Below are 22,094 nucleotides of genomic sequence, written 5' to 3'. Positions count from 1 at the left end.
GCCACGCGGAGTCGTAGGTCGGGTAAGGCGTAAACGCCGCCATCCGGCAATCAACAATCTGGTGCAAAAATGTAACGCACTATGCACCGTTATAGTGCGTTTTTTCTTTTTCTCTCCTGGCAGTACCCTACGAACCTGAATCATTCCGCGTTTTTCATTCCTGGCACATCCCTTGCAATATTCCTCTCGTGTATCTGCAGCCACTACTGAATTCTGACTGGAGGGGATCTATGAAGCTGGTTACCGTGGTAATCAAACCGTTCAAACTGGAAGACGTCCGTGAAGCACTGTCGTCTATTGGTATTCAGGGGCTGACCGTCACCGAAGTGAAGGGGTTTGGCCGACAGAAAGGTCATGCTGAGCTGTACCGTGGGGCTGAATATAGCGTCAATTTTCTGCCAAAGGTGAAGATTGATGTGGCGATTGCCGACGACCAACTGGATGGCGTGATTGATGTCATCAGTAAGGCGGCATACACCGGAAAAATTGGCGACGGCAAAATCTTCGTCGCCGAGCTGCAACGTGTGATTCGTATTCGTACCGGCGAAGCCGACGAAGCCGCACTGTAACTTCTGGCACACAGTGATAGGAAACCAAAAAATGAAGATAGCAACGATGAAAACGGGTATTGCCTCACTGGCGCTACTGCCGGGACTGGCGATGGCGGCACCGGCGGTTGCGGATAAAGCAGATAACGCTTTTATGATGATCTGTACCGCGCTGGTGCTGTTTATGACTATCCCTGGCATTGCGCTGTTCTACGGCGGTTTGATTCGCGGTAAGAACGTGCTGTCGATGCTGACTCAGGTAACAGTGACATTCGCTCTGGTTTGTATTTTATGGGTAGTTTATGGCTACTCGCTGGCCTTTGGCGAAGGGAATAATTTCTTCGGCAACTTCAACTGGGTATTGCTGAAGAACATCGCGTTGACGGCGGTCACGGGGAGTTTCTACCAGTACATTCACGTTGCTTTTCAGGGTTCGTTCGCCTGTATTACCGTTGGGCTGATTGTCGGGGCGCTGGCTGAGCGTATTCGCTTCTCTGCGGTGCTGATTTTCGTGGTGGTGTGGTTAACGCTGTCGTATATCCCGATTGCCCATATGGTCTGGGGCGGCGGCTTGCTGGCTTCCCATGGCGCGCTGGATTTTGCCGGCGGAACGGTCGTGCACATCAACGCGGCGATAGCCGGTCTGGTTGGTGCGTATCTGATTGGCAAACGCGTCGGTTTTGGCAAAGAAGCCTTTAAACCGCACAACCTGCCAATGGTCTTCACCGGCACCGCTATTCTCTACATTGGTTGGTTTGGCTTTAATGCCGGTTCAGCGGGAACGGCGAATGAGATCGCCGCACTGGCCTTCGTCAATACCGTGGTCGCCACCGCTGCTGCCATTCTCGGATGGATCTTCGGTGAATGGGCGCTGCGTGGCAAACCGTCTCTGCTGGGCGCTTGTTCTGGCGCTATTGCGGGTCTGGTAGGCGTAACACCGGCATGTGGCTACATTGGTGTCGGCGGCGCGCTGATTATCGGTGTCGTTGCGGGGCTGGCTGGCCTGTGGGGCGTAACCATGCTGAAGCGTTTTCTGCGCGTGGACGATCCGTGCGACGTGTTTGGCGTTCACGGCGTGTGCGGCATTGTTGGTTGCATCCTGACCGGCGTTTTCGCTGCCAGCTCTCTGGGCGGCGTGGGCTTTGCTGAGGGCGTGACCATGGGGCATCAGCTGCTGGTGCAACTGGAAAGCGTGGCGATCACCATCGTCTGGTCCGGCGTGGTGGCCTTCATTGGCTATAAGCTGGCGGATATGACGGTGGGTCTGCGCGTACCGGAAGAACAGGAACGCGAAGGTCTGGATGTGAACAGTCACGGCGAAAACGCCTACAACGCTTGATGTTTCAATCTGCCGGATGGCAACGCTTTTGCGCCACCATCCGGTAATTCTTAATTGCGATTACGCATTACCCCTTCCTGCACGGTAGAGGCGACCAGCACACCGTCCTGGGTATAAAACTCCCCGCGAACAAAGCCCCTGGCTCCGGAGGCCGAAGTGCTCTCGACGTTATACAGCAGCCACTCATTGATATTGAATGGACGGTGGAACCACATTGAATGGTCAATGGTAGCGATCTGAATCCCTTTTTCCAGGAAGCCAATCCCGTAAGGCTGCAACGCTACAGGCAGGAAGTTCAGGTCTGAGGCATAACCCAGCAGATACTGATGGACGCGCAGATCGTCCTGCAGTTCGCCGTTAGCGCGGATCCAGACCTGGCGCGCCGGAGGTGCGACGTGACCTTTTAAGGGGTTATGAAACTCTACCGGACGCACTTCCAATGGACGATCGTTGATAAATTTTTCTTTCAACAGCGGAGGCAGCAAATGCGCCACTGAGCGGGCAATTTCCGTTTCTGATTTCAACTCATCGGGACCCGGCGCATCCGGCATGGTTTTCTGATGTTCAAATCCGTCTTCCGGTGCCTGAAAAGAGGCGGTCATATAAAAAATGGGTTTACCATTCTGGATCGCGGCAACGCGGCGTGCGCTGAAGCTGTTACCATCACGCAGGACTTCTACATCATAGATGATGGGCTTCTGGCTATCGCCGGGACGTAAAAAGTAGCTGTGAAAAGAGTGCACCAGACGCTCTTCTGGTACGGTTTCTTTGGCGGCATACAGCGCCTGACCGACAACCTGCCCCCCAAAAACCTGACGTAACCCTAAGTCTTCACTTTGGCCCCGAAAGAGTCCTTCTTCAATTTTTTCCAAATTTAACAATGTCAGCAAATTTTTCAGCGCCAGACTCATACGTGCTCTCCAGGTAATATCGATCTCGCAGCGAGGTAGGCAGAGTATAACGCAATTTTGAAAGTGGTCCGATGGGTGCAATTGTCTGAATTACTGGCCTATTACAGGCAAAAATAGCTGTCTTGTGCCACACTTAGTCACGTTATGTTTTTGTTAACCACTCTTCTGGCGGGGAAAGTTCTCGCTGGTGCATAGATGATAAGGAGAATTTAATGAAACTCGTGCACATGGTAAGTGGTTTAGCGGTTGCGGTCGCTCTGGCAGCCTGCGCCGATAAAAGTGCTGATATTCAGACGCCTGCGCCAAGCCCTAATACGTCAATTTCTGACACACAGTCTAAAATTCAACAACCGAATGTTTCCGGTACGGTATGGATCCGCCAGAAAGTGGCCTTGCCACCCGATGCGGTGCTGACCGTTACGCTGTCGGATGCTTCACTGGCCGATGCGCCGTCAAAAGTGCTGTCGCAAAAAGCGGTCCGTACTGAAGGTAAACAGGCGCCATTCAGCTTCGTATTACCGTTTAACCCGGCAGATATTCAGCCTAACGCTCGTATTCTGCTGAGTGCGGCGATTACGGTGAATGATAAACTGGTCTTTATTACTGATACCGTTCAGACGGTCATTAATCAGGGTGGTAAAAAAGCCGACCTGACGCTGGTGCCTGTACAGCAAACAGCAGTACCGGTTCAGGCGAGCGGTGGGGCGACAACCACGGTACCGTCAACGTCACCAACCCAGGTGAATCCGTCGTCTGCGGTTCCAGCTCCCACGCAGTACTAAGGCAGTTGTAACCCTCTCCGCCAGGAGAGGGTTAGTACACCCAGCGATAGCGCTGTAAATCGATCTGTCCGCTTCCTGAAACCACTATTCCTTCTGCCAGCAGCGCCTGACGCTGTCGTTGCAGATCGGGACCCGTCAGCGAAATAGCTCCGTGGCGATTAACCACCCGATGCCAGGGGAGAGTGCTGCCTTCAGGTAGACGCTTGAGCACGCCGCCTACCTGGCGCGCAGCACGCGGCGAACCGGCAAGCCTGGCAACATCGCCATAGGTAGTGACGAAACCTTCGGGGATTGACGCGACGATTTGCCAGACGCGTTGGGGGAAAGTGTCTTGTATATCCATCATTTATTCCTGCGCTAATCCTCCAGCATAATGCCGAAAAGCGAAGGAGTGAAGCCGCATTGCGCAAGAAAACAGCATCCGATGCTGGATGGGTTGCAATTACAGGGTGCAGCAGTGATAATGCGCCTGCGCGTTGGTTAACAACGCTCTCAATGGGGGCTCTGTTGGTTCTCCCGCAACACTACTCTGTTTACCAGGTCAGGTCCGGAAGGAAGCAGCCAAGGCAGATGACGTGTGTGCCGGGATGTAGCTGGCAGGGCCCCCACCCATTTCTGCCGTCCGATATTTCCCTTCTGTTTATCTTCTTTTCTTTGTCATCGTAATGTCATTTTATTGTCATCAAATGCTGTCAATGTGTTTCGGGGATGTTATTTGATGCTTTTGCCGCCGCCATCGCGCTGTAACGACATGGTCTTACATTCGGTGTGTTTTGGCTGACCACAAGGATTTTCTACGATGTCGACCGCTGTATTGAATGTCAAAATTGATGAGGCGCTAAAAGAAAAGCTTCGCCATTACGCTGAAGTACATAATGAAAATTTAAGTATTGCGACGGAAAAACTACTGCTGATCGCATTTTCCGCCGTTGAAGAGGCGGGAGTCTCCGCTGAGGATATCGATAGCCAGCACACGGAAGAATCCGTAGTTGAAGCACTGACTCCTAAAGAAATCAAAGCATTGCGAAGATTACTGAAGAAGAAAAAATGAAACAACAATCGCTATCAACCGCCTGTAATTACGGCGAAGCCTGTGAAATGCTGCGCTCCGGTTATGTGAAACATGTTCGTCTGAGCTGGAACGTCGGCAGCGATGAGTTCTTCCGTATCGCCTCCGACTGGTGTGATGCCGGGGCAAAGATTAAGAAGGATGGTGAGAATTTCGTGATTTCCCTGAAGGGGTTCCCGGTACCTCCTCAGCGCTAATATTGCAGGGGCATCCTCGTCCATCACGGCATTCAAAGACGAGTCCTTTGACTCGTCGTTTAGATTATTTTACGCATTTTCCCGCTGCTGGCCTGCAAACGCAGATTATCCCAAATGGGTTGCAATACCTGGAAGGCGGCACGCGTTGTGTCATCCGGTAACGTGAAAGGCATACGCAAAAAGCGGTCGAATGCGCCATCAAGGCCAAACCGCGTACCGGTTCCCAACTGAATGCCAGCGCTTTCGGCGCGCGTAGCGAACAGTGTTGCCAGCGTATCGGGCAGTTCAACCCAGAAAGAGAGCCCTCCCTGCGGCTGGGTAAATTGCCATTCCGGGAAATGTGAGTTCATCAGGTCCGAGCACAGATCTCGCTGGGATGTGAGCAGGCGTCTTCTGTCAGGAAGAAAGTCGGCGGCGTTATCCAGTAGCCAACTGGTGGCGAGTTGTTCAAGCACCGGTGAGCCCAGGTCGAAGGTGTCGCGGGTTTGTACCAGCGCGGCAATGGTTCGCGCCGATGCCCGGATCCAGCCCAGACGTAATCCTCCCCAAAAGCTTTTCCCTGCCGAACCGAGCAGGATGATCGGCGCATCGCGGTTGAATGCGGCAAGCGGCGGCGGCGGCGGGGCGTCATACCACAGGTTCACCATGGTCTCATCGACCACCAACGTAGTGTGGGTTCTTTCAGCAATATCCGCCACGACCTGGCGAGTTGCGGCATCCATACAGCGTCCGGTCGGGTTGTGAAAGTCCGGCATCAGATAAGCCATTCTCGGTGCAGTTTGCGCAAGGGTGGCGACCAGGCCCGCCGTATCCCAACCGTGCTCGGGCAGCGACACGCCGACGGGGCGACATGATGCGCCTTGAATCGCGGCAATCGCCAGCGGATAAGTGGGGTGATCGACCACTACGCGATCGCCAGGGCCGGTGAGTAACCGCAGGATCAACGCCAGGCCACTGACCGCGCCGTTCACGACCATTATTTCATCTGGCTGTGTCGGGAGTCCGCGTTCGCAATAATGCCGGGCGATGGATTCACGCAAAACCGACAGCCCCTGCGGCAGATACCCGGAGCTCTGCAGGTGCTGCGGCATTGCGAACAGCGCCTGCTGGTAAGCCTGATGAATTTCGGGACCGGCGTTCAGCGCCGCCGTGGACAAATCAAGCGCGGTGCCGGTGCTGGTCCGGGTCGGCACATGGCGAATATGTTCCGCCAGTATCACCCGCGAGCCGCTACCATGACGACTTTCCAGATATCCCTCTTCACGCAACTGCGCCATAGCGCTGGCGATGGTAGTTCGACTTACTTGCAGAACGGCGGCGAGCTCGCGTTCACCCGGTAAGCGGCTATCCAGCGCCAGTCGACCATCGAGGATCAGTAAACGTAACGCTTCTGCCAGCTGTCGCCAGATGGGTGTTCGCGAGGGGCTTTCCTGCCAGTGTCCGAGCAGGCGCTGCAAAGACTGGCTTCCGTAACGGCGAGATGACATAGCAGTCCACTTTTTGAAAACTGGACATTAATCATAGTGCCAATTGCGGTGAAGATGAAAGTTATCTGATAGTGAGAGGGAAAAGCATGCTGCGTCGTTTACTTCAGCTGTTTATCGGGCTGACGCTGTACGGTGTGTCGACGGCGATGTTTGTCCGTGCCGATTTAGGGGCCGATCCGTGGAACGTGTTTCACCTGGGGGTGGCAAATTTACTGTCGATGAATATCGGCGTGGTGATTATTGCCGTGGGCGTGTTGGTACTGCTGGCGTGGATACCACTGCGCCAGCGCCCAGGGTTTGGCACGTTGAGCAACGTGATTATGATTGGGCTGGCGGCAGATGCCGCGCTGCTGGTGATTCCGGGATTTGAATCCCTGCTGGCGCGCAGCGGGCTGTTGGTGTCAGCGGTGATCCTGAATGCGTTAGCAACCAGTCTGTACATTGGTGCCGGTTTTGGCGCCGGTCCGCGTGACGGCCTGATGACCGGTATTCACGCGCGTACCGGCTGGCCAGTACGACGAATTCGAACCGCAATCGAAGTGTCGGTGCTGCTTATCGGTTGGTTGCTGGGAGGAACCGTTGGGTTAGGGACCGTGCTGTATGCACTGGCTATCGGGCCGCTCATTCAGATTTGCCTGCCATGGTTTCGCCATCAGCCGCAGGCGCGTATTCGCATCAGGAATGCGCCTGGGGCACGATCGCCTGCTGGCGACTAAACTTAACCTCGACTGACGCGGCCGGAATCGGCTTGCCGCGCAGTACACTTCGGAGGTTTTTCTCATGAAGTATGTTGATGGCTTTGTGGTTGCCGTACCCGCTGAAAACAAGGAGGCGTACATTGCGATGGCGGCAAAAGCAGCTCCGCTTTTCAAGGAGTTCGGTGCATTGCGCGTGGTGGAGTGCTGGGCAGATGATGTCCCCGACGGCAAACTGACCGATTTTCGCATGGCGGTGAAAGCGCAGGATCATGAAGAAGTCGTATTCAGTTGGATTGAATACCCTTCCAAAGAGGTCCGCGATGCGGCAAATCAGAAGATGATGTCCGATCCCCGTATGAAGGAATTCGGTGAATCTATGCCATTTGATGGCAAGCGAATGATCTACGGTGGATTTGCGCCCATTATGGAAGAGTGATGTGACTGGCTGTGCGGCGTGCCGCCAGCCATCTCAACATCAACAGCCATGTTAAAGCCGTTTTTCTGCCCACAGAATAAATTCTGCTTTCGGCAGCGCTTTGCTGTAAAGCCACCCCTGACCGTACTGCACGCCGTGCTGGCGTAGCCAGGCTTCCTGATTCTCGGTTTCGATACCTTCCGCTACCATCTCCAGCTTCAGCGTTTTCGCTATCTCGATAATATGCGGCGTGACGTTGTTGTACTCCAGCGCATCGACGAACGATTTGTCTATCTTCAGGATGTCTACATCCAGATCCTGCAAATAGCTCAGGCTGGAATAGCCGGTACCAAAGTCATCAATATAAATTGAGTGACCCGCCTGACGGTATTTGGCAATAAACGGCGCGCTGTTTTTCGGGTCGGCAAATTCGCGTTCGGTGAGTTCCAGCGCGATTTGCGCAGGTTTTAGCTGCCAGTGGTTCACCTTCTGGCTTAACAGGGCAGGAAGCGTTTCGGAAGACAGATCGGCTGACTCAAGGTTGATGGAGATATGCTGCTCCGGATGCTGGCGCAGCCATTTTCCTAAATCATCAAATACGCTTTCAATAATCAAACGGGTGAGCTGTTCTGAGAGTCCGGTCTGCTGCGCCATGGCGACGAAGATTTCCGGCGACAGATAGCTCCCATCGGCTTGCTGCCAGCGAGCCAGCGCTTCTGCCCCGACCACTTTCCCCGTTTTGAGCGAGATAATCGGTTGGTAGTGGACTTTAATGTCCCGATGCTGGATAGCGTCCTGCAGCTGGTGATGGGGCGACTGTAAGCGGCGCAAAATGCGCAGTACAAAGGCGGCGGTGAGCAGGCCGATAAGAATACCTGCCGGGAGCCAGATCAGCGCCTGTCGGTGCCAGGTTTTTTGCAATGGCAGGGTGGAGGCCCAGGTTACGATAGTGATGCCCAGCTCCGGGAAAGGGCGTGCGTTAAAAATGCTGCCATCTTTCTGAAAATGGGTAATCGAGCGTTCTTGCTGTACATGCTGCAAAACGTCCGAAGGCAGATCGGCGCTACTGGCAACCACGACGTTGCGCACGGTGCCAATGATAGTGACTTCAATTGGCCATGAGCCAAACGGGATGACGTCTATGAAAGAGCTCGGATCGACCATCACAACGTAATGTTCGCTCCCTAATGCCGCCATAAAGCGCTTAATCCCCAAATCGTTCTGCGTAGTAAGCCATGCGCGATATCCATCAGGCGTGACTTTCATTGCGGGGGGAAATGCGTCAGCCTGGCTTCTTTTTTCCAGAGATGAGCATTGCGGAACGTTATCTTTGAGGTACAGCACTTCCTGAATATAGCGATAGCTATATGACAAACGACGCATTTCCAGCAGATGCTCTTCACTACAAGGCACCCCCTGAAAGGCTTCAATATGGCGTAATGCTTTCCTGGCCTGCTCGCCTACGCGTTCCGTGCGTAATGCGACTCGCGTTGAGAACATATCGAGTTCATCGATAAATTTCGTTTCGACCTGACGATGTGCCAGCCACAAGCTTAAACCTACGGGCGCGAGGATGGAAAGAAACAGTACCCCTGTCACCAGGCTTATCAGATGTCGTGTTGTCACAGTGATATCCTTATTAACACAGCGTAGGGAAAGTATATCCGAAAGCCGAAAAAGCTATTCGATTGGCATCATATATTTACGGCCACTTATCATCCTGTTTAACTCTCTGTAGCGTAAATCAGGTTGTGGTTTGTACAAGAGTGGTGTATTTTGCTGGTTATGTTATAACGTAACAAATTGGGGTTGCCATGAAACCGGATATTCATCCTTTTTACCGTACCGTGGTGTTTCACGATACCAGTGCCAATGAGTTCTTTAAGGTCGGTTCGACCATCAAGACTGAGCGTGAGATTGAGTTTGAGGGGAAAATGTACCCATACGTGACCCTGGATATCTCTTCCAAATCGCATCCGTACTATACCGGGAAACAAAAAACCTTTGATAACGAAGGCAGCGCAGCTCGTTTCCAGAAACGTTTTGGCCATTTTATTGGCGCTAAGCGAGGTTAAGATGCAGGTACTCAATTCACTTCGCAGTGCGAAACAGCGCCATCCTGACTGCCAGATAGTAAAGCGCAAAGGGCGTTTGTACGTTATCTGCAAAACGAACCCACGCTTTAAAGCGGTACAGGGGCGTAAAAAAAGACGTTAGTTTCTTTGCCAGCATTTCAGGGACTAAAGTGCGTTTCCTCCACAGGGACGCACTTTTTTTATCTGTACTGAGGCCGCCTTTACTGGCTGGTCTGGGGGCGGGTTAGGGTAAAGACATCGTAAAACGAGAGTTCGCCCTTACGCGATATCATTTTTTGCAGCTGTGCTTTATGTTCACTATCGACGGAGGGTGAGTGCAGGATGGTGTCGATGAGTGAAGGGGGGACAAAGCGCGTGTTGTACCATTCGCCGTTGTAGCAAACTCTGAAATCCAGTACGTCGATATCTTCAAAGCGGTATCGCGGCGCAACGTCGAAAAAGAAAAACGCGTTGAGTATGACGAACAGAACCACCAGCAGCCATACTGAATCGACTAACGTTTCTGATTGTAGCATCACCGCCAGCGTGGCAAACCACGCAACATACATGCCGATGAACAGCCCTGGGTGTTTGCGAATAAAGCTGACGCTAAAGCGCGGTTTGTTGTCGCGCTTTTCGCGAATATTTAAGTCGTCGATTGTTTCAGTAAGCAGGCGCTGTATTTCTGTCATCTCTTGCCTTCGTGGTGTCTGCAAAATTCAAGTGTGATCGCCCTATTTTAAAAGGGGATACCTTTTGAAGAAAGTAACAGATTAACCACAATTTAGCATAACAGTTACATTTAAGATCACAGCGTTTTGATGATCCTCGCGGGATTGCCCCCAACCACGCTGTTGGCCGGAACGCTTTTAGTGACTACCGCGCCTGAGGCCACAACCACGTTATCTCCCAACGTTACGCCGGGGTTTATCACCGCGCGCCCACCTATCCAGACGTTGTTGCCAATCGTCACGGGTTTACCCAGCTCCATGCCGCTGTTTCGCTCGGTGGCATCCAGCGGATGGGTCGCGGTATAGATATGGACGCCCGGCGCTAACATGCAGTTGTCGCCAATATGGATCGGACAGACGTCGAGCATAACGCAGTCGAAGTTGGCGTAAAATTCTTTACCGAGATAGATGTTGTAGCCGTAATCGCAACGAAAAGAGGGTTCAATATAAGCGCCCTCGCTCTGACCCAACAGCTCATGCAGGATAGCTTGTCGCTCGCTTTTTTCATCGGGAGCGGTGTGATTGTAGCGATGGGTCAACTGACGAGCGCGTAGCCGGTCGTTGCGCAATGTTTCATCTGCCGGGCGATAAAGTTCACCGGCGATCATTTTTTGCTTTTCATTACTCATTACGAATTCCCTGTGTCCTGGAGATCATTTCAACACAGTAAAACGCAATGCCAGCAAGGGGAACGTTCCCGTTGTTTCGCTGTGATCGTAGTCACGTGATTTGAATTAAATAACTATTGTAAATACGAAAATGGTCAGCCAGACAAATGTACTGCTATACCTGACTTAACCCGTGAGCAATTAGCGAATGAATTTCCAAACAGAAGTTGGAATCTTGTCGTAGAGCTTATTCATAGTCAATTCAGCAAGGCGGTGATCTGCTGCTGAGTAAAATACAGCCAGTTCGTTGTCGGACAATTCATATTTATTTTTTTCAATAACGCGCTCAAGTGTGTCAATTGTCTGACAACGTCGCAGGCGCATCAAATAATCAGTTTTAGTTAATGGTTTATCGGACATAACTCTTACCTATGATTGTAATAATTTTTAACAAGACAAACTAACAGGATTAGCCCTGGTGGCATTGACAAAACAGCGAAACAGACGATTACCTGACTTCCGCCATTTCTGCAGATCCTGCGTATTAATACCATAACTGCTGAACAACATAAAAGTGTCATCCAGGTATTCATCTATCTGCGCAATCAGCTTATTGTCTTCATTGTACTTAATTTTATAATTAAGTGCGAAGGTTGCAATATGCTCTATCAGTTCATTGAGCTGCAAGCTGGTGGCAGAGGTAGGGTCATTAACCCAGCCATGGTTACTTTGTTCAAGGTTTGCAAGACAGTCATGATACAGGGTTTCGCAGAGAAATTTAAGCTGCGCGATATCATGTCTTTTGGGTGAGTATTCATCCATAACGCATCCCCTTCTTAGTGGCTTAAACTAACCGAACACCTTTCGGGATGGATACAACAAACTACCTGGAACTTGCCCGCGACTCCTGATGATTTAACTATAATCTACTCTAAAAAAGATTTCATCGTCATATCACGAAAAATTACAATTATGCAAAATTATGATGTCAGGTCATTTTTACATTTTAACAGATACGTACGGCTATTCGGAATGGGACAACTTCTTTATTCTTCGGGCAATCATCGGGTTATCTTGATTAGGTTTAGCAACGCAAGGTAACAGTTGACAATGCCAGTCAAAAGCTAGGAATAATCTTAATATTTATTAAAGTAAATAAGAACTCTCAATGTTTTTTAAGAATAGCCTTTAAGCCTACAGGGATTATATCGCTTATTTACCCCAGAGAAAATAAACGATATCGCAATAAGTGGTTTTTATGATTTTTCCAGAAAAAAGGCCGCTTGCGCGGCCTTATCTTTAGAGAGCTATCAATGATGGTCTACTGAGTGGCTATGCTCAACATCTTCGCTTTTGCGGCTAAAGCGGCGGCGTACCACCACAAAGAACACCGGAACAAAGAAGATAGCCAACACGGTTGCCGTTACCATCCCGCCCATTACGCCTGTACCTACTGCGTTCTGCGCGCCGGAGCCTGCGCCGGAGCTGATTACCAGCGGCATTACGCCCAGAATAAAGGCCAGCGATGTCATCAGGATTGGACGTAAACGCATACGTACCGCGTCCAGCGTCGCCTCTATCAGACCTTTACCTTCTTTATCCATCAAGTCTTTGGCGAATTCGACGATAAGTATCGCGTTCTTCGCCGACAACCCAATGGTTGTGAGCAGGCCTACCTGGAAGTAAACGTCGTTGGTCAGGCCGCGGAACGTCGCCGCCAGCAATGCGCCAATAACACCCAACGGTACTACCAGCATTACGGAGAACGGAATTGACCAGCTCTCGTACAATGCCGCCAGACACAGGAATACGACAATCAGTGAAATGGCATACAGGGCAGGGGCCTGGTTGCCGGACAGTCGTTCCTGGTAGGACATACCGGTCCAGTCATAGCCGATACCGGATGGCAGTTTACTGGCCAGTTGCTCCATCATTGCCATCGCTTCACCGGTACTTTTACCCGGTGCGGCCTGGCCTAAGATTTCCATAGAAGGCAGACCGTTATAGCGTTCCAGACGCGGTGAACCATATTCCCAACGTGAGGTAGAGAAGGCGGAGAACGGCACCATCTGCCCGTCGCTGCCGCGAACATACCAGTTGCCAATATCTTCCGGCAACATACGGTATTTCGCTTCAGACATGACGTAAACTTTCTTCACACGACCACGGTCGATGAAGTCATTCACGTAGCTTCCGCCCCATGCTGCACCCAGCGTTGTATTAATGTCACTAATGGAAACACCCAGAGCCTGCGCTTTTTCCTGATCGATATCGATCTTGAACTGCGGCGTATCTTCCAGACCGTTAGGACGTACGCCGACTAACAGATCGGGATGCTTCGCAACTTCACCAAACAGCTGGTTACGCGCCTGGGTTAGTTTCTCATGACCTAAACCTGCCTGGTCAATCAGCTGGAAGTCGAAACCGGTGGCGGTCCCTAACTCCACAATGGCTGGCAGGTTAAAGGCAAAGACCATTGCGTCTTTAATCTGCGAGAATGCGCCCATCGCACGTTGAGTAATCGCCTCAACCTTGTTCTCTTCGCCAGGACGTTCACTCCAGTCTTTCAGAGAAACGAACGCGATACCGGTGTTCTGACCACGACCAGCAAAGCCAAAGCCGTTAACGGCAAACACCGATTCAACGTTCGCTTTTTCTTTGGTCAGATAGTAATCCGTCATTTCGTCCAGCACCTTCTGGGTACGCTCTTGCGTTGCACCCGCTGGCAGCTGAGCCATTGACAGGAATACCCCCTGGTCTTCATCCGGCAGGAACGAGCTTGGCAGACGAACGAACAGATAGGCCATGCCCACGACGATTATCAGATACAGCGCCAGATAACGACCGGTGCTGCGCAGAATTCCGCCCACGCTGTCGGTGTAATGGTGCGTGCTCTTATCGAACATGCGGTTAAACCAGCCGAAGAAGCCTTTTTTGCCTTCTCCGTGATCGCCTTTAGCAATCGGTTTAAGCATGGTCGCACACAGGGCAGGGGTCAGAATCAATGCCACCAGGACTGACAGCGCCATCGCCGAAACAATGGTGATGGAGAACTGACGGTAAATTGCGCCGGTAGAACCCCCGAAGAAAGCCATCGGGATAAATACCGCTGACAGCACCATCGCGATACCAACCAGTGCGCCCTGAATCTGGCCCATCGATTTACGCGTTGCTTCCTTCGGCGGTAGCCCTTCCTCAGCCATTACACGTTCAACGTTCTCGACCACAACGATGGCATCATCCACCAACAGGCCGATGGCGAGCACCATCCCGAACATCGTCAGCGTGTTTATCGAGAAGCCGAAAATCGCAAGGACGGCAAACGTACCCAATAGCACCACCGGCACGGCGATAGTCGGAATCAGCGTCGCGCGGAAGTTCTGCAGGAACAGATACATTACCAGGAACACGAGAATGATTGCTTCCGCCAGCGTTTTCACTACTTCGTGAATAGAAATTTTCACGAACGGCGTGGTGTCATACGGATAAACGATCTTCAGACCTGACGGGAAGAACGGTTCCATCTTCTTCAGTTCTTCGCGGATAGCGTTGGCGGTGTCCAGGGCGTTAGCGCCTGTCGCCAGCTTGATACCCAGACCGGATGCAGGTTTACCGTTGAACTTCGCAATGATGTCGTAGTTCTCGCCACCCAGTTCGACTTTCGCTACGTCACGCAGACGCACCTGAGAACCGTCCTGATTCACTTTCAGCAAAATTTTGCTGAACTCATCGGCAGAGGTCAGACGGGTTTGCGCGATGATCGACGCGTTAAGCTGCTGGCCTTTCACCGGCGGCGTACCGCCTAACTGACCGGCTGCAACCTGGGCGTTCTGCGCTTTGATGGCGCTGATCACATCAACCGGCGTCAGTTGGAAGTTATTCAGTTTGTTCGGATCCATCCAGATACGCATCGCGTACTGGGAACCGAACAACTGAACGTCACCCACACCTGAAGTACGGCTGATGGCGTCCTTCATGTTGGCGCCCACGTAGTCGGAAATATCCTCCTGCGTCATGGTGCCGTTGGTGTTGATAACACCGACAACCATCAGGAAGCTGCTGGATGATTTCTCAACGCTCACGCCCTGTTGTTGTACTTCCTGCGGCAAAAGCGGCATTGCCAGCTGCAGTTTGTTCTGCACCTGTACCTGTGCGATATCCGCGTCAGTACCAGACTGGAAGGTTAGGGTGATCTGCACGGTACCCGTGGAGTCACTGTTTGAGGACATGTACATCAGGTTATCGATACCGTTCATATTCTGTTCGATAACCTGCGTAACAGTATCCTGTACTGTTTTGGCATCAGCGCCAGGATAGGTCGCGGAGATCGTCACTGCAGGCGGTGCAATAGTTGGATATTGCGCTACCGGCAATTTGAGGATCGCGAGCCCCCCTGCCAACATGATGATAATGGCGATCACCCACGCAAATATTGGGCGATCGATAAAGAAATTAGGCATGTCTTAACGGCTCCTGTTTAAGTTAAGACTTGGACTGTTCAGGCTGGCTACCGCTTGCTGCTTGCTGGTTGTTATCAGCGGTGATTTCCTGCGCTTTTACCTGCGCGCCAGGACGTACTTTTTGCAGCCCAGTGACAATCACGCGGTCGCCCGGTTTAAGTCCATCAGTGACTAACCATTTGTCGCCAATCGCTTGTGAGGCGACAATTTGACGAGTTTCAACTTTGTCGTCTGCACCGACAACCAATGCACTGGCATCGCCACGCGGTGTGCGGGTAACGCCTTGCTGTGGAACCAGTAATGCAGTTGGGTTAGTCCCTTCTTCCAGACGTGCGCGAACGAACATACCTGGCAGTAAGGTGTGATCCGGGTTAGGGAAGATTGCGCGTAACGTAATCGATCCGGTGGTTTGATCAACCGTCACATCAGAAAATTCCAGCGTACCGGACTGCGGGAATTTAATACCGTCATTGGTCACCAGTTCGACTTTCGCTTTACCGTTTTCTTGCTTCAGCGTGCCGTTGGCCAACTCTTGTTTCAGGCGCAGGAAGTCGTTACTTGACTGCGTCACGTCCACATAGATTGGGTCAAGCTGCTGAACGGTCGCCAGTGCGGTCGCCTGACCATTTTGCACCAGAGCGCCTTCAGTAACGGATGACTTACCAATGCGGCCGCTGATCGGCGACGTCACTTTGGTATAGGCCAGATTGATGCGTGCAGTTTCTACCGCGGCTTTCGCGGCGACAACGGCGGCGTTCGCCTGCTGTGCGTCTGCCAGCGCGCTATCGTAATCCTGTTGACTAATGTACTTAGTCCCCAACAGTTTCTGATAACGTTTGACCGTCAGTTGAGCGATATTTGCTGCGGCTTGTGCTTTGGCCAGATCGCCTTTTGCGCTTTCATAAGCGGCCTGGTAAGTAGCAGGATCAATCTGATAGAGAGATACACCCGCTTCGATGTCACCACCTTCCGTGAAATTACGCTTCAGGATAATACCGCTAACCTGAGGACGAACTTCAGCAATGCGATACGCACTGGTGCGACCCGGGAGTTCGGTTGTTATCTGTAGAGGTTCAGTTTTGAGCGTAACAACTCCAACCTCTGGCATCTGCTGGCCCCCTTGTTGGGCCTGTTTGTCGTCACATCCTGTTAGCGCTAAGCTGCCTGAGAGCATCAGAACGACTGCCAGAGGCGTTAACCCTCTGTTTTTGTTCATATGTAAACCTCGAGTGTCCGATTTCAAATTGATCAATGGCTAAAAGCCCATAAACCCATTGCTGCGTTTATATTATCGTCGTGCTATGGTACATACATTCACAAATGTATGTAAATCTAACGCCTGTAAATTCACTGACCTATGGCACGAAAAACCAAACAACAAGCACAGGAAACACGACAGCACATTCTCGATGTCGCTCTGCGTTTGTTTTCGCAACAAGGGGTATCATCCACCTCGCTTGCGGAGATCGCAAAAGCCGCTGGTGTCACGCGCGGCGCAATCTATTGGCATTTCAAAAACAAATCGGATTTATTCAGTGAAATCTGGGAGCTAGCAAAACCTAACATTGATGAGTTAGAGATTGAGTATCAGGCAAAATTCCCCGACGATCCACTATCAGTATTAAGAGAAATTTTAATTTACGTTCTTGAAGCTACCGTGACAGAAGAACGCCGACGTTTGTTGTTGGAAATTATATTCCACAAATGCGAATTTGTCGGGGAAATGGCCTCTGTTCAGTTAGCTCAACGTAGTCTGTGTATTGAAAATTACGACCGTATCGAACAAACATTGCGGCACTGCATGAATGCCAACATGCTGCCAGAAAATTTGAACACGCGTCGCGTGGCGGTGCTGCTGCGTAGCTACGTTACCGGAATTATAGAGAACTGGTTATTTGCCCCAGAATCTTTTGATCTGAAAAAAGAGGCCCGGGAATACATCGCTGTACTGCTGGAGATGTGTCTTCTCTGCCCAAGCCTGCGGGTTAACGTGGCGAAAACCTGCTAACGCTTTGGGTCTGGACCAGGAATTCTCCTGGTCGTTTTGCCTGCTGCTATTCTGCCGGTCACAGCCGTGATATTCTTGCCGCTTGACTATTTTCGGTCACTTTTCCGGTTCAGAAACGTTCATTCTCATGACTATGTTGCAGCTCTATAAACGTTCACAGCATCTTATTGCTATTACCATTCTTTTCTTCATTCTATTGCTATCCTGCCAGTCATCTGCATTTGCGCGGGCGCAACAGAGTGGTGAACTGCCGACGAAAGCGGATATTCAGAGCCAGTTAGACACGCTGAATAAACAAAAAGATCTCTCCGCGCAGGATAAGCTGGTCCAACAAGATCTCATCGATACCATTGCCACGCTGGATAAAATCGATCGCGTGAAGGATGAAACCGTACAGCTTCGGCAGAAAGTTGCCCAGGCGCCGGAAAAAATGCGTCAGGCGACGGATGCGCTAAATTCGCTTAGCGATGTTGATAATGACGATGAAACGCGAAAAACGCTGAGTACGCTCTCCTTACGACAGCTTGAGTCGCGCGTGGCGCAGGTTCTGGATGACCTGCAAAGTTCGCAAAACGATCTTGCCGCTTACAACAGCCAACTGGTGTCGCTGCAGACGCAGCCAGAGCGCGTACAAAATGCGATGTACACTGCGTCGCAACAGATGCAGCAAATTCGCAATCGACTTGATGGCACCAGTGTGGGAGAGGCGGCTTTACGCCCCAGCCAGCAGGTGCTGCTGCAGGCGCAGCAGGCGCTGCTGAATGCGCAGATCGACCAGCAGCGTAAGAGCCTCGAAGGTAATACGGTTTTGCAGGACACCCTGCAAAAACAACGCGATTACGTGACGGCGAACAGTAACCGCCTTGAACATCAGCTTCAGCTCTTGCAAGAAGCGGTGAACAGCAAACGACTGACGTTAACCGAAAAGACGGCGCAGGAGGCGGTAACGCCGGACGAAGCCGAGCGTATCCAGTCCAATCCGTTAGTGAAGCAGGAGCTTGATGTTAACCATCAGCTCAGCCAGCGCCTGATTGCCGCGACTGAAAACGGCAACAGCCTGATGCAGCAAAATATCAAAGTTAAAAACTGGCTTGACCGCGCCCTGCAATCCGAACGCAACATTAAAGAGCAGATCGCCGTTCTGAAAGGCAGTCTGCTGCTGTCGCGCATTTTATATCAGCAACAACAAACGCTGCCGTCGGCAGATGAGCTTGCCGATATGACCAACCGGATCGCCGATTTGCGTCTGGAGCAGTTCGAGGTCAACCAGCAGCGTGATGCGTTGTTCCAGAACGATGCGTTTGTCGCCAAACTGGAAGAAGGGCACAGCAACGAAGTTAATCCTGAAGTCCACGATGCCCTGATGCAGGTCGTGGATATGCGTCGTGAACTGTTGGATCAGCTAAATAAGCAGTTGGGCAACCAGTTGATGATGGCGATTAATCTGCAAATCAACCAGCAACAGTTAATGAGCGTGTCGAAAAACCTGAAAGGGATCCTCACGCAGCAAATTTTCTGGGTTAACAGTAACCGTCCGATGGACTGGGACTGGATCAAAGCCTTCCCACAAACGCTAAAAGACCAGTTTAAGTCGATGAAAATCACGGTGAACTGGGAAAAAGCCTGGCCAGCCGTATTTATTGCGTTCCTGGCAGGGCTGCCGCTGCTGCTTATCGCCGGGTTAATCCGCTGGCGTTTGAGGTGGCTGAAGGATTATCAGGCAAAATTAGCCGCCGCGGTGGGGAACCTGCGTAACGACAGCCAGCTTAATACACCCAAAGCAATTCTGATCGATCTCATCAGAGCCTTGCCGGCATGTCTGATTATCCTCGCGGTGGGCCTGATTTTGCTGACCATGCAGCTGAATATCAGTGACCTGCTGTGGGCGTTTAGCAAGAAGATGACCATCTTCTGGCTGGTGTTTGGTCTGTGCTGGAAGGTGCTGGAAAAAGATGGCGTGGCGATTCGTCATTTTGGCATGCCAGCGCAGCAGACCAGCCACTGGCGCCGCCAGATTGTTCGTATCAGCCTTGCGTTGTTGCCGCTCAACTTCTGGTCGGTCATTGCTGAGCTGTCGCCGCTTAATTTGATGGACGATGTGCTTGGCCAGGTGGTCATTTTCCTCAACCTGCTGCTGATCGCCTTTCTGGTATGGCCAATGTGCCGCGAAAGCTGGCGTGACAAAGAGTCGCATGGTCTACGTCTGGTCACCATTACCGTGCTGTCTATTATTCCGATTGCACTAATGGTGCTGACGGCGACAGGGTATTTCTACACCACGCTGCGCCTGGCCGGTCGTTGGATTGAAACGGTCTATCTGGTTATCCTCTGGAACCTGCTGTACCAGACGGTGCTGCGTGGATTGAGCGTAGCGGCACGCCGTATTGCCTGGCGTCGTGCGCTGGCGCGTCGTCAGAACCTGGTTAAAGAAGGGGCTGAAGGCGCAGAACCACAGGAAGAACCGACCATTGCGCTGGAGCAGGTTAACCAGCAAACGCTGCGTATCACCATGCTGGTGATGGTTGCCCTGTTTGGGGTTCTGTTCTGGGCTATTTGGTCTGATTTGATAACCGTATTCAGCTACCTCGACAGCATAACGCTCTGGCATTACAACGGCACCGAAGCAGGGGCTGCGGTGGTGAAAGACGTCACCATGGGCAGTCTGCTGTTTGCGATTATTGCCTCAATGGTCGCGTGGGCGCTGATCCGTAACTTACCCGGCCTGCTGGAAGTGCTGGTGCTTTCGCGACTGAAGATGCGTCAGGGCGCTTCCTATGCGATCACTACGATCCTTAACTACGCCATCATCGCCATCGGCGCGATGACGGTCTTCGGATCGCTCGGCGTCTCGTGGGATAAGCTACAGTGGCTGGCAGCTGCTCTGTCGGTTGGTCTTGGTTTTGGTCTGCAGGAAATTTTCGGTAACTTTGTTTCCGGTCTGATTATTCTGTTTGAACGTCCGGTCCGCATCGGCGATACCGTGACTATCGGTACGTTTTCAGGAACGGTCAGCAAGATCCGTATCCGTGCCACCACCATTACCGACTTCGATCGCAAAGAAGTGATCATCCCGAACAAAGCATTCGTGACGGAGCGTTTGATTAACTGGTCGCTCTCTGATACCACCACGCGTCTGGTGATCCGCATTGGTGTGGCCTACGGTTCGGATCTGGACAAAGTGAAGAAAGTGTTGCTGCAGGCGGCGATGGAACACCCGAAAGTCATGCACGATCCGGAGCCTGCGGTGTTCTTTACCGCCTTTGGCGCCAGTACGCTGGATCATGAACTGCGTTTATACGTACGTGAACTGCGCGATCGTAGTCATACGGTTGATGAACTTAACCGTGCGGTGGATCGTTTGTGCCGTGAAAACGACATTGATATTGCCTTTAACCAGCTCGAAGTGCACCTGCATAATGCGAAAGGCGACACCGTGACTGAGGTTAAGCGTGACATCATCAAGGGTGACGATCCGACGCCTTCGGTAGGTTAATAGAAAAAATCATCAGGCCCGCGAGCTTTGATTCATTCGTAGGCCTGATAAGTGCAACGCCATCAGGCATTTCAGCTATAGCGCTTTTTTAGAAGAAGAGAGCTGTTTCCTTTCGTAATCCCGTTTAATAATCTCTAGCGCCTTCAGCACTGTTTCAGGCGCAACCTGATTTTCTTCAAGTAAAACAATCAGGTCGACGGCCAGTTTGACCTCGTCTGGGGCGTTCTCTAATGACATAAATTCTCCGGGGATTAGCGGGTTAAACGCGCCAGCACGTTTTCTATTCTTGCCAGTGCATGACGACAACGCGCGAGTCGCGCTTCGAATGCTTCTACTTCACGATGCAGTTTTTGCTGTTCTTCAAAGCCGGTAGCCTGAGCCAGGCGCTCTTTGCGTTCTCGCGTCATTTCAACCAGACGGCGTTCAAACTCCTGGTGTTGTACTCGCTTGCGCTGCCAGCGCGCAAGACCTGGAGATGCGCTGTCCCACTCCCGGAGCGACCAACTGGCGGTTTCACGTGAAATCGCCTCTAACTGTGAGGCAAGGTGTTCCGCAAGCCAGCTAATTTGTGGTAGTTGCTGCTGCTCGACTGCGCGGCGCAGGGCCGCGAGATTATCATCTGCTTCATCCAGACAGGCCTGCAGCAACGTGCTGCGGGTGTGAAACAGATGTCTGTCAAAGCGGGCGCTAAGCGTTGCATGGTGCGCCAGCGGGGCACAACGCTGGCGTAGGCGGTTAAGCTGGTTTTCGAGCGTCTGAAGCAGCATGACGGTTTTCACGACAACACTCCGATGAAAATGAGAACTGTTATGCTAAAGTAGCGATTCTCTGTGTTAAGTACTCATATTATGCAACGCATTATTCTAATCATCATTGGCTGGATAGCGGTAGTGCTAGGTACGCTGGGCGTTGTATTGCCTCTGTTGCCGACGACGCCGTTTATACTTCTGGCTGCCTGGTGTTTTGCCCGCTCATCGCCGCGTTTTCACGACTGGCTGCTGTACCGTTCGTGGTTCGGCGGGTATCTGCGCCACTGGCAAAAACACCGCGCGATGCCGCCGGGAGCGAAGCCGCGCGCTATTTTGTTGATCCTGGTGACGTTTGGTATCTCACTGTGGCTGGTCAATATGATGTGGGTACGCGGCCTGCTGCTGGTCATCCTCGCCTGTTTACTGATTTTTATGTGGCGGATCCCGGTGATTGATGAAAAACAACAAAAGCAGTAAAGCGCAATAAACGCTGTTGCAATTGTCTCCCACAGTCAGTAAATTCG

General features: G+C 51.8%; 23 protein-coding genes, 1 other RNA gene and 1 pseudogene. 13 read left to right on the top strand and 12 right to left on the bottom strand.

What is annotated here, in order from left to right; translation table 11 throughout:
* Positions 1-230: 230 nt before the first annotated feature.
* On the top strand, positions 231-569 hold the full coding sequence (gene glnK / locus OGV80_RS19835) for a P-II family nitrogen regulator (RefSeq protein ID WP_003021657.1): 339 nt from the start codon (positions 231-233) through the stop codon (positions 567-569).
* A gap of 31 nt (positions 570-600) precedes the next feature.
* Positions 601-1,887 carry an ammonium transporter AmtB gene (gene amtB / locus OGV80_RS19830; RefSeq protein ID WP_008783954.1) on the top strand — a complete coding sequence of 429 codons (1,287 nt, stop codon included), beginning with the start codon at positions 601-603 and terminating at the stop codon, positions 1,885-1,887.
* Positions 1,888-1,937: 50 nt separating this feature from the next.
* On the opposite strand, the gene tesB is transcribed toward amtB, so the two are convergent.
* Positions 1,938-2,798, bottom strand: coding sequence for an acyl-CoA thioesterase II (tesB, locus tag OGV80_RS19825; RefSeq protein WP_003831027.1), 861 nt, complete (start codon positions 2,796-2,798; stop codon positions 1,938-1,940).
* A gap of 212 nt (positions 2,799-3,010) precedes the next feature.
* Here tesB and OGV80_RS19820 point away from each other — a divergent pair, with 212 nt between their 5' ends.
* Positions 3,011-3,580, top strand: a complete 570-nt coding sequence (locus tag OGV80_RS19820; protein WP_043015409.1) for a YbaY family lipoprotein — start codon at positions 3,011-3,013, stop codon at positions 3,578-3,580.
* 31 nt (positions 3,581-3,611) lie between these two features.
* Here OGV80_RS19820 and OGV80_RS19815 read toward each other — a convergent pair.
* Positions 3,612-4,001, bottom strand: a pseudogene (locus tag OGV80_RS19815) (MGMT family protein).
* An 84-nt stretch (positions 4,002-4,085) separates the two neighbouring features.
* Between OGV80_RS19815 and ffs the strand changes: the two are divergent.
* The 3 genes from ffs (at position 4,086) to OGV80_RS19800 (ending at position 4,846) form a co-directional block, all read left to right on the top strand.
* An RNA gene (ffs, locus tag OGV80_RS19810) (signal recognition particle sRNA small type) lies at positions 4,086-4,182 on the top strand.
* Positions 4,183-4,379: 197 nt separating this feature from the next.
* Entirely contained in the window at positions 4,380-4,631 is a 252-nt protein-coding gene (locus tag OGV80_RS19805; protein WP_043015410.1) for a hypothetical protein, read from the top strand.
* The gene (locus tag OGV80_RS19800) at positions 4,628-4,846 is read left to right on the top strand and encodes a hypothetical protein (protein WP_016152066.1); all 219 of its coding nucleotides are present in this window, start codon (positions 4,628-4,630) and stop codon (positions 4,844-4,846) included. The genes OGV80_RS19805 and OGV80_RS19800 overlap by 4 nt, the downstream gene beginning before the upstream one ends.
* 59 nt (positions 4,847-4,905) lie before the next feature.
* Here the strand turns inward: OGV80_RS19800 and yczR are convergent, their stop codons facing one another.
* Positions 4,906-6,333 (bottom strand): MocR-like transcription factor YczR, encoded by a 1,428-nt coding sequence (gene yczR, locus OGV80_RS19795; RefSeq protein WP_087053073.1) that lies wholly within the window; start codon positions 6,331-6,333, stop codon positions 4,906-4,908.
* Positions 6,334-6,419: 86 nt separating this feature from the next.
* Here yczR and yczE point away from each other — a divergent pair, with 86 nt between their 5' ends.
* Both yczE and OGV80_RS19785 read left to right on the top strand, forming a co-directional pair.
* Positions 6,420-7,049 (top strand): membrane protein YczE, encoded by a 630-nt coding sequence (gene yczE / locus OGV80_RS19790; protein WP_043015412.1) that lies wholly within the window; start codon positions 6,420-6,422, stop codon positions 7,047-7,049.
* Between the two features lie 64 nt (positions 7,050-7,113).
* Entirely contained in the window at positions 7,114-7,467 is a 354-nt protein-coding gene (locus tag OGV80_RS19785; RefSeq protein WP_003831033.1) for a DUF1428 domain-containing protein, read from the top strand.
* Positions 7,468-7,518: 51 nt separating this feature from the next.
* On the opposite strand, the gene pdeB is transcribed toward OGV80_RS19785, so the two are convergent.
* Positions 7,519-9,072 carry a cyclic di-3',5'-guanosine monophosphate phosphodiesterase PdeB gene (gene pdeB, locus OGV80_RS19780; RefSeq protein WP_087051625.1) on the bottom strand — a complete coding sequence of 518 codons (1,554 nt, stop codon included), beginning with the start codon at positions 9,070-9,072 and terminating at the stop codon, positions 7,519-7,521.
* A gap of 188 nt (positions 9,073-9,260) precedes the next feature.
* On the opposite strand from pdeB, the gene OGV80_RS19775 reads away from it, so the two are divergent.
* On the top strand, positions 9,261-9,521 hold the full coding sequence (locus OGV80_RS19775; protein ID WP_043015414.1) for a type B 50S ribosomal protein L31: 261 nt from the start codon (positions 9,261-9,263) through the stop codon (positions 9,519-9,521).
* A 1-nt stretch (position 9,522) separates the two neighbouring features.
* Positions 9,523-9,663, top strand: coding sequence for a type B 50S ribosomal protein L36 (gene ykgO / locus OGV80_RS19770; RefSeq protein ID WP_005125190.1), 141 nt, complete (start codon positions 9,523-9,525; stop codon positions 9,661-9,663).
* Positions 9,664-9,742: 79 nt separating this feature from the next.
* Here ykgO and OGV80_RS19765 read toward each other — a convergent pair whose 3' ends face one another.
* The 6 genes from OGV80_RS19765 to acrA form a co-directional block, all read right to left on the bottom strand.
* On the bottom strand, positions 9,743-10,213 hold the full coding sequence (locus tag OGV80_RS19765) for a YlaC family protein (RefSeq protein ID WP_043015415.1): 471 nt from the start codon (positions 10,211-10,213) through the stop codon (positions 9,743-9,745).
* Positions 10,214-10,329: 116 nt separating this feature from the next.
* Positions 10,330-10,881, bottom strand: coding sequence for a maltose O-acetyltransferase (maa, locus tag OGV80_RS19760; protein ID WP_043015416.1), 552 nt, complete (start codon positions 10,879-10,881; stop codon positions 10,330-10,332).
* A gap of 180 nt (positions 10,882-11,061) precedes the next feature.
* Positions 11,062-11,280, bottom strand: a complete 219-nt coding sequence (hha, locus tag OGV80_RS19755) for a hemolysin expression-modulating protein Hha (RefSeq protein WP_002892050.1) — start codon at positions 11,278-11,280, stop codon at positions 11,062-11,064.
* Between the two features lie 27 nt (positions 11,281-11,307).
* A complete protein-coding gene (gene tomB, locus OGV80_RS19750; protein WP_003021733.1) occupies positions 11,308-11,682 on the bottom strand; it encodes an Hha toxicity modulator TomB in 375 nt (124 codons plus the stop codon).
* 488 nt (positions 11,683-12,170) lie between these two features.
* Positions 12,171-15,320 (bottom strand): efflux RND transporter permease AcrB, encoded by a 3,150-nt coding sequence (gene acrB / locus OGV80_RS19745; RefSeq protein WP_043015417.1) that lies wholly within the window; start codon positions 15,318-15,320, stop codon positions 12,171-12,173.
* Positions 15,321-15,342: 22 nt separating this feature from the next.
* Positions 15,343-16,536 (bottom strand): multidrug efflux RND transporter periplasmic adaptor subunit AcrA, encoded by a 1,194-nt coding sequence (gene acrA / locus OGV80_RS19740; RefSeq protein ID WP_043015418.1) that lies wholly within the window; start codon positions 16,534-16,536, stop codon positions 15,343-15,345.
* A 141-nt stretch (positions 16,537-16,677) separates the two neighbouring features.
* Here acrA and acrR point away from each other — a divergent pair, with 141 nt between their 5' ends.
* Positions 16,678-17,328, top strand: a complete 651-nt coding sequence (gene acrR, locus OGV80_RS19735; RefSeq protein WP_043015419.1) for a multidrug efflux transporter transcriptional repressor AcrR — start codon at positions 16,678-16,680, stop codon at positions 17,326-17,328.
* A gap of 127 nt (positions 17,329-17,455) precedes the next feature.
* Positions 17,456-20,821 carry a mechanosensitive channel MscK gene (gene mscK / locus OGV80_RS19730; protein WP_043015420.1) on the top strand — a complete coding sequence of 1,122 codons (3,366 nt, stop codon included), beginning with the start codon at positions 17,456-17,458 and terminating at the stop codon, positions 20,819-20,821.
* 75 nt (positions 20,822-20,896) lie between these two features.
* Here mscK and rsmS read toward each other — a convergent pair whose 3' ends face one another.
* Both rsmS and priC read right to left on the bottom strand, forming a co-directional pair.
* The gene (rsmS, locus tag OGV80_RS19725; protein ID WP_064507026.1) at positions 20,897-21,058 is read right to left on the bottom strand and encodes a pleiotropic regulatory protein RsmS; all 162 of its coding nucleotides are present in this window, start codon (positions 21,056-21,058) and stop codon (positions 20,897-20,899) included.
* Positions 21,059-21,072: 14 nt separating this feature from the next.
* On the bottom strand, positions 21,073-21,600 hold the full coding sequence (gene priC, locus OGV80_RS19720) for a primosomal replication protein N'' (protein ID WP_043015421.1): 528 nt from the start codon (positions 21,598-21,600) through the stop codon (positions 21,073-21,075).
* Positions 21,601-21,669: 69 nt separating this feature from the next.
* On the opposite strand from priC, the gene OGV80_RS19715 reads away from it, so the two are divergent.
* A complete protein-coding gene (locus tag OGV80_RS19715; protein ID WP_008783969.1) occupies positions 21,670-22,047 on the top strand; it encodes a DUF454 family protein in 378 nt (125 codons plus the stop codon).
* Positions 22,048-22,094 lie beyond the last annotated feature (47 nt).

This window comes from Citrobacter sp. Ce119 (genome assembly GCF_030334525.1).
Classification (GTDB): Bacteria; Pseudomonadota; Gammaproteobacteria; order Enterobacterales; family Enterobacteriaceae; genus Citrobacter; species Citrobacter europaeus.
Note: the sequence above shows the minus strand (reverse complement) of the source record. Positions and strands in the feature narration are given on the sequence as shown.